The organism is Ruegeria sp. CH10, assembly GCF_056537125.1.
On record NZ_JBQFQY010000006.1, the window covers coordinates 241,258 to 247,257 of the forward strand.

A 6,000-nucleotide genomic window follows, 5' to 3' on the forward strand; every position below is an offset into this window, starting at 1 on the left:
GATTTGATGAGCTTTTGGTTTATTTCAACAGGTCTCTGTGCTAGCCTGAAAAGCAATAAAATAAGTAATTGCTGACCGGGAAAACCCGGCGGCCTGAGGTAGACAGAGGCAAAGATCGTGCAGGTTCGGCGGACAGTTCCGGCCCGAATGGGCTTATTTCTTATAGCATTCTTGTGGCTGCTTTCCTTTGCGCCGTTGCAAGGGATGGCCGCGCCCTATGCGGCAATGGTTATCGATGCCCGCACCGGAGAGGTGCTGCATTCACGCAACGCCGATTCCCGGCTGCATCCGGCGTCTCTGACCAAGATGATGACACTCTATATCGCGTTCGAGGCGGTTCGGAACGGTGAGATCGATCTGGACACTCAGGTTCGCATCACCAAGAAGGCTGCGGCCGAGCCGCCGTCAAAGCTGGGTCTGCGCAGCGGGCAGAGGATTGCGTTTCGCTATCTGATCCGTGCCGCTGCGGTGAAATCGGCCAATGACGCTGCGACCGCCATCGGCATCGCCATCAGCGGGTCCGAGGCCGCCTTTGCCCGCCGCATGACCCGCACCGCCAAGGCGATGGGCATGAGCCGCACGACGTTCAAAAACGCGCATGGTCTGACGGAATCCGGGCATCTGTCGACGGCACGTGACATGACCACGCTGGGCCGTCATCTGCTGTATGATTACCCGCAGTACTACAACCTGTTCTCGCGCCAATCGACCCATGCCGGGATCAAGACAGTTCCGAATACCAACCGCCGCCTGCTGGCCGCCTATAAAGGCGCTGACGGGATCAAGACGGGCTATACCCGCGCGGCAGGGTTCAACCTCGTGGCTTCGGCCAAACGCAAGGACGAGCGTATCATTGCAACCGTCTTTGGCGGCAAATCCGGGGCGTCACGCAATGCCAAAGTGGCCGAGCTGCTGGATATGGGTTTCCGCCGCGCGCCATCGCGTGCGCCGATCCGTAAACCAGCCCGTCCGGCCTATGCCGGGAATGCAGGGCTGGGCGCGACAGTTGCGGCTTTGACAGGTGCACCGACGACCAGCCTGCGGCCCGTGCTGCGCCCGGGCGTCACGGCTACTGTTCAGGTGGCGGGCACTGTGGCCGCAACGGCGGCCCAGAACCGCGCGCGCATTCAGGACGGGATCGCGGCGGCAATTGCGTCGGCGGATGTACAGACCCCGACCGACGATACCACGCGACCCGCCGCCCGCCCCAACGATCTGGTTCTGGCCTCGACCAGCCCGGTTGAGCCGCCCGAACCGGAACAAGAAATCGTCACGCGCCTGTCCACATCCGGCGGGCATCTGTGGGGCGTCAATGTGGGCCGCTATACCACCCGATATGAGGCCGAGAAGGTTTTGCTGAAAACCGCCCTGTCGGAAATGACCACTCTGGAAGGAACTCTACGCAAGGTGAACCAAGGCTCGCGCGGGTTCGAGGCGACATTTCAGGGCATGACCCGCGAACAGGCCGATTTGGCCTGCCGCCGGCTGCAGGCCCGCAATGTCACATGTTTCATGATCGGGCCGTCATAAGACCCGGCATATTACTCTCCTGGATGGATCTTGGGCTGCGAGGAAACTCGCAGCCCTTTTTTGTCATGGCACTTTAGTCAAAGACATGCCCGTGCTGGTATTGCTCATCCTGACCGGCGGCAGCGGTCAGAGCCGCGACATTATCCTTGGTGAAGAACCCGTCATAGTGATGGCAGCGCTCAATATACTCGGTGATCAAAAGCGTGTTTTTCGAGTGTTTTGAGAAGATCTGTTTCAGGTTCGGATCGTCTTTGCACTCACCCACCACATGCGCCAGGAACGGCACGCCCTTGTCTTTCAACGTGTTGACGACGAAATCCACGTTCTTTTCCCCGGCCCCATGATCGCCATCCTGAATCTCGACCGCCATATGGTGCAAGCGACGGCCAAAATTGCGCACGAAATCCTCGGTCGGCATCGGCAATTGTTCAAACGAGTTCACGAAGGACGGCGTGTTGTTGGCGGTGAACACTTTGGCGGGGGATTTCTTGTCATCGTCCACACCGGCATTGCGGTTCACATTGGTCGATGAGTTCATGTCAAAGATGTTATACGCCCCCCAAAAGTAATAGGGCACCATCGTCAGAAATTCGAGGATCGCATCCTCACGCTCGCCCGCCAGAATGCGGGTGGCCAGATGGTCGATGCCCAGCATCAATGGCGCAATTTTGGTGTCGTCCCCAAAGCCTGCGGCCTGGTCCAGTTGCTGCTGCTCTGCATCGCTGAGCAGAACGCGATCCCCCAGTCCAAGACTGTCGGGATCGTTGAAGTCCAGATCGGAATATCCAACCCGGTTGCAGGTAAAATCAGACGGCGTTGTGAACCGGAATCCATCCAGCGTGTAAAACGGGTTTTCGGTGTCCCCGGAATATTCGAACCGAATATTCTGATCCTCAAGCGTTTGGGTCAGAGCCTTCAGATCAGTTGCGCCGTAAATCTCTCCGACATAGCGGGTTTGCGGCGTTTTGCGCGCAAGCGGATACATGCGGTTTATGCGCGGAATGAAATCCTCAAAACTCGGGCTCAGCGGGGCCATCACGATCAGCGCCGGGTAATCGGCATGCGAATGCAGGACCGAGAATTTATGTGTCTGCCCAAGGTAGGAAGCCGTGTGACGGTAAGGCGTCATCACATAAAGCTCGATCAGTGTGTCGAACAGCGCAGTGGTTTCGACCTGCAGGACAATCGCCCGCATGGCCCCGACCTGCTGCGCCAGGCCAGAGCTGTCGCGCCGCTCGTAAATCCGGGGCAGGTATTCGGTGAAGAACTCGGAATTCTTTTTGTCCCCGCGGGGCTGGTACGACATCAAATCTAAAGACATACACTTTCCTCCTTGCGCGGGCCCGGTGGCAGACGGGCGCGGGCTTGCTTGGATTTCCAATAATCAGAACATGCACTTGCAGGCATGCTAGGGTCAGAAATCCAAGCGGGCAACAGGAAGAAAATGAGTAACGGGTCTTACATACGCATGATCACCGGATGAATTTCGTCACCTCAACCCCACCTGCGATCAGGTTTTCGCGAACGGATTGGGCGATCTGTACGGCGGTCGGTCCATCGCCATGCAAGCAGATCGTGTCGATCGACGTCTCTAGCCGTTTACCGGATTCGGTGATGATTGCGCCTTCGCGAACCATGTTCAGGATGCGCGGCCCGGCAATTTCAGGGTCATGGATGACTGCGCCGGGCAGGCTGCGGTCAACCAGTGTGCCGTCATCATTATAGGCGCGGTCGGCAAAGATTTCTCCGACCCATTTGCATCCCAGCTCGCGCACGGCGTCTTCCTGCTTGGTGGCGGCCAACACCATAATGATAATGTCCGGGTCCACATCCAGCGCGCCCTGATAGCAGGCCCGCGCCATGTCGATATCGGCCGAGCACATATTGGCCAGCGCCCCGTGCAGTTTCAGATGCCGGACCTGAGTGCCAACCGCCCGGGCCATCCCAATGGCCGCCCCCAGCTGATAGCGCACCAGATTGCGCAGGCTGCCACTCGGCACTTTCATATTCCTGCGGCCAAACCCCTGTAGATCGGGAAACCCGGGATGGGCCCCGATCCCGACGCCATTTTCTGCCGCCAGCGCCATCGTCTGCGCCATCACATCCCAGTCGCCCGCATGAAAGCCGCAGGCGATATTGGCCGAGGTGATAATCTTGAGCAGACTGTCATCATCACCCATCTTCCAGGGACCAAAGCTTTCTCCCATATCGGCATTCAGATCGACGCTGGGCATCGGCAACACTCCTTCATTCGGTGGCAGAGATCATTCCGCTGATCAATTGGTAGGACAACAGGTCCGGGATGTCATGAGGATCACGCACCAGCGGTTCAACCTTTGCCCGCAATCGGCTCAGATCACCCAGATAGGCGGCGTGCAGGGCGACGGCCTCGTCCAGGGTCACGAATTCGAACCGCACCTGTCCGCCTGCCGGCGTCTGCGCCGCACGCGGCAGATCGCAGGGCAAAACGGTTGCGATCCGGGGATAGCCGCCGGTCGTCTGGCATTCGGGCAGCAGGATAAAAGGGTTTCCGGTTCCGGTCATCTGGATGTCGCCGGGGGTGATGACCTCGGACAATATGTTCAACTGCCCCTGCGCGGCAAAGCCTTCGCCCGCGCTGTCCAGTTGCATGCCCATCCGGTTCGCCCGCGCTCCGCGTTGAAAAACCGTTTGGGTAAAGCGGTTCAGCGTATCCTGATCGAAAAGCGGCGTCTGAAAGCTGCTCACAATGCGCAGGGTCCCGCCTTCAAACCGATTCTCCGCCGGAATCTTCAGGCCCGCACTGACATTATGTGCGCCAACAGGCAGCATATCCCCCACCTGAACCGCACGCCCCAGATTTGCCGTTAGATGCGTTGAGCGTGATCCCAGAGCAGGCGGTACATCAATCCCGCCCCCGACATGCAGATAGCCATAGGTGCCCTTTGTCACTGCCCCAAGTGTCAGCATCTGCCCCGCCTCAAGGGTATGAGAGGCGTTCCAGGCAATCGGGTTGCCGTCGATGCTGGCCTGCATCGGCGCGCCGGTCAAAGCGATGTTTAAGGTTTGCATGGCCTCGAAGGTGCCACCCATGCCTGCCATCTCCAGCGCGGCGCAATCGGGGCTGTGCCCCAGCAAGGCGGCCCCTTCAAATAGCGCACGTTGATCCGCCGCGCCCGAGCGGGACAGGCCCTGATCCAGATACCCGGCGCGCCCCTGATCCTGCACTGTGCAGGACGGCCCAATCTGATGGATGCGCAGACTCATGCCGGGATGTCCTCGCAGGTTGCGCCACCCGTGCCATCGTTATTTGCGCGGATACGCTCAAGCTCATCGGCGCTGATGGGCAGGAACTGCATCTCATCCCCGGGACGCAGGGCAAAGCTTTGTTCAGCATCGGGGCGGAAACAGCTAAAGGCCGTCTGCCCCACATGGCGCCAGCCGGTTGGGGTCGGGCCCGAAAACAGTACGAACTGAGCGATCGCCAGCACCAGAGCCCCTTCGGGCACCATAGGGGTCAGCTCCTTGAGGCGTGGAATATTGAACTCGGGCCCCAGCGGTCCGAGATAGGGTTGCCCGGGCGCAAAGCCGATCGTCAACACACGCACCCGTGTCTCGCTCAGGCGTTTCACGGCCTCTGATGGGGACAACCCGGCCGCAGCGGCGGCTTCGTCCAGTTGCGGTGCAAGAGGGCCGCCGTAGACGGTAGGCACCTTCCACAGCCGTCGGCCCGAGGGGAGGGGGGCCTGATACCAGTCCCGATCTTCCAGCATCCGCGTCAGCTGGGCATGAATGTCCGCATGAGGCAGGGTAAGCGGGTCAAACCGAACATAAGCAGACGCCAGTGATGCTGATGTCTCGACCACGCCGTGCCACTGCATCGAGTCGATGGCGTCGCGAAATGCCAAAGCCGCGCGGTTTGACGGCTCGGCCATTGTTTCGTCAAACGAGATCAGCAGGCCATCCAGACCGACGGAGCGTATGCGTGGGAAAGGGGCAGTCAGCACAGGTGTCCTATTAAGTGAGTTCGACTGTTTCTTTGTCGCGAGGTGACCGTATCCCAGTCGGATACGCAAGTCCCCGAGGGGATGAGGAGATGTTTTCCGAGCCCTAAATCCGACCCGAGTCGGAAAAACGGGCCGGAAATGAGTCGAGAAAGGTCAGCCGACTCGGCGCGCTCTTGTAGGTGCTTGCCCCTTGTTTACTATATGTAGGGTATAGGTGGAGTCACTTGGACGATGCCCTTTGCACCGATGCTAGGCTGTAGAGCGATTCAGAGTTCTCCGTGCAGGTGGCGCATTCGTTAATATATTGTTTTTAAACATAAAAACAAGAAATCGCAAAAAAAAGGATTTAAACGCCATTTTCTGCTTGCGGCTTTTGGGGGTAAACCTTAGAACCCCCTTCACCGGCGCTGCTGAGGCGGTGCTGACGGATCGGAGAGACGGTCGGACGTGCTGGAGAGACGGCGGGACACTCGGGAGAGACTGG

5 protein-coding genes are annotated in these 6,000 nt (G+C 59.1%); 1 reads left to right on the forward strand and 4 read right to left on the reverse strand.

All coding sequences use genetic code 11. The features are described 5' to 3' along the window. Positions 1-147 precede the first annotated feature (147 nt). On the forward strand, positions 148-1,530 hold the full coding sequence (locus ACRZ94_RS17715) for a D-alanyl-D-alanine carboxypeptidase family protein (RefSeq protein ID WP_480655244.1): 1,383 nt from the start codon (positions 148-150) through the stop codon (positions 1,528-1,530). 73 nt (positions 1,531-1,603) lie between these two features. Here the strand turns inward: ACRZ94_RS17715 and ACRZ94_RS17720 are convergent, their stop codons facing one another. From ACRZ94_RS17720 to ACRZ94_RS17735, 4 genes are all read right to left on the reverse strand, one after another. Next, entirely contained in the window at positions 1,604-2,851 is a 1,248-nt protein-coding gene (locus ACRZ94_RS17720) for a hypothetical protein (protein ID WP_480797950.1), read from the reverse strand. Between the two features lie 151 nt (positions 2,852-3,002). After that, entirely contained in the window at positions 3,003-3,764 is a 762-nt protein-coding gene (locus ACRZ94_RS17725; RefSeq protein ID WP_480797951.1) for a LamB/YcsF family protein, read from the reverse strand. Between the two features lie 13 nt (positions 3,765-3,777). Further along, complete coding sequence (locus ACRZ94_RS17730; protein WP_480797952.1) at positions 3,778-4,776, reverse strand: 5-oxoprolinase subunit C family protein; 999 nt, start codon at positions 4,774-4,776, stop codon at positions 3,778-3,780. Next, positions 4,773-5,513, reverse strand: coding sequence for a 5-oxoprolinase subunit B family protein (locus tag ACRZ94_RS17735; protein WP_480655719.1), 741 nt, complete (start codon positions 5,511-5,513; stop codon positions 4,773-4,775). Before ACRZ94_RS17735 ends, ACRZ94_RS17730 begins: the two co-directional genes overlap by 4 nt. Positions 5,514-6,000 lie beyond the last annotated feature (487 nt).

What these genes read in the sequence shown, in the direction of transcription:
- ACRZ94_RS17715 (WP_480655244.1), top strand. Translation starts at nt 148, where the DNA reads ATGGGCTTATTTCTTATAGCATTCTTGTGGCTGCTTTCCTTTGCGCCG.
- ACRZ94_RS17730 (WP_480797952.1), bottom strand. Translation starts at nt 4,776, where the DNA reads ATGAGTCTGCGCATCCATCAGATTGGGCCGTCCTGCACAGTGCAGGAT.
- ACRZ94_RS17725 (WP_480797951.1), bottom strand. Translation starts at nt 3,764, where the DNA reads ATGCCCAGCGTCGATCTGAATGCCGATATGGGAGAAAGCTTTGGTCCC.
- ACRZ94_RS17720 (WP_480797950.1), bottom strand. Translation starts at nt 2,851, where the DNA reads ATGTCTTTAGATTTGATGTCGTACCAGCCCCGCGGGGACAAAAAGAAT.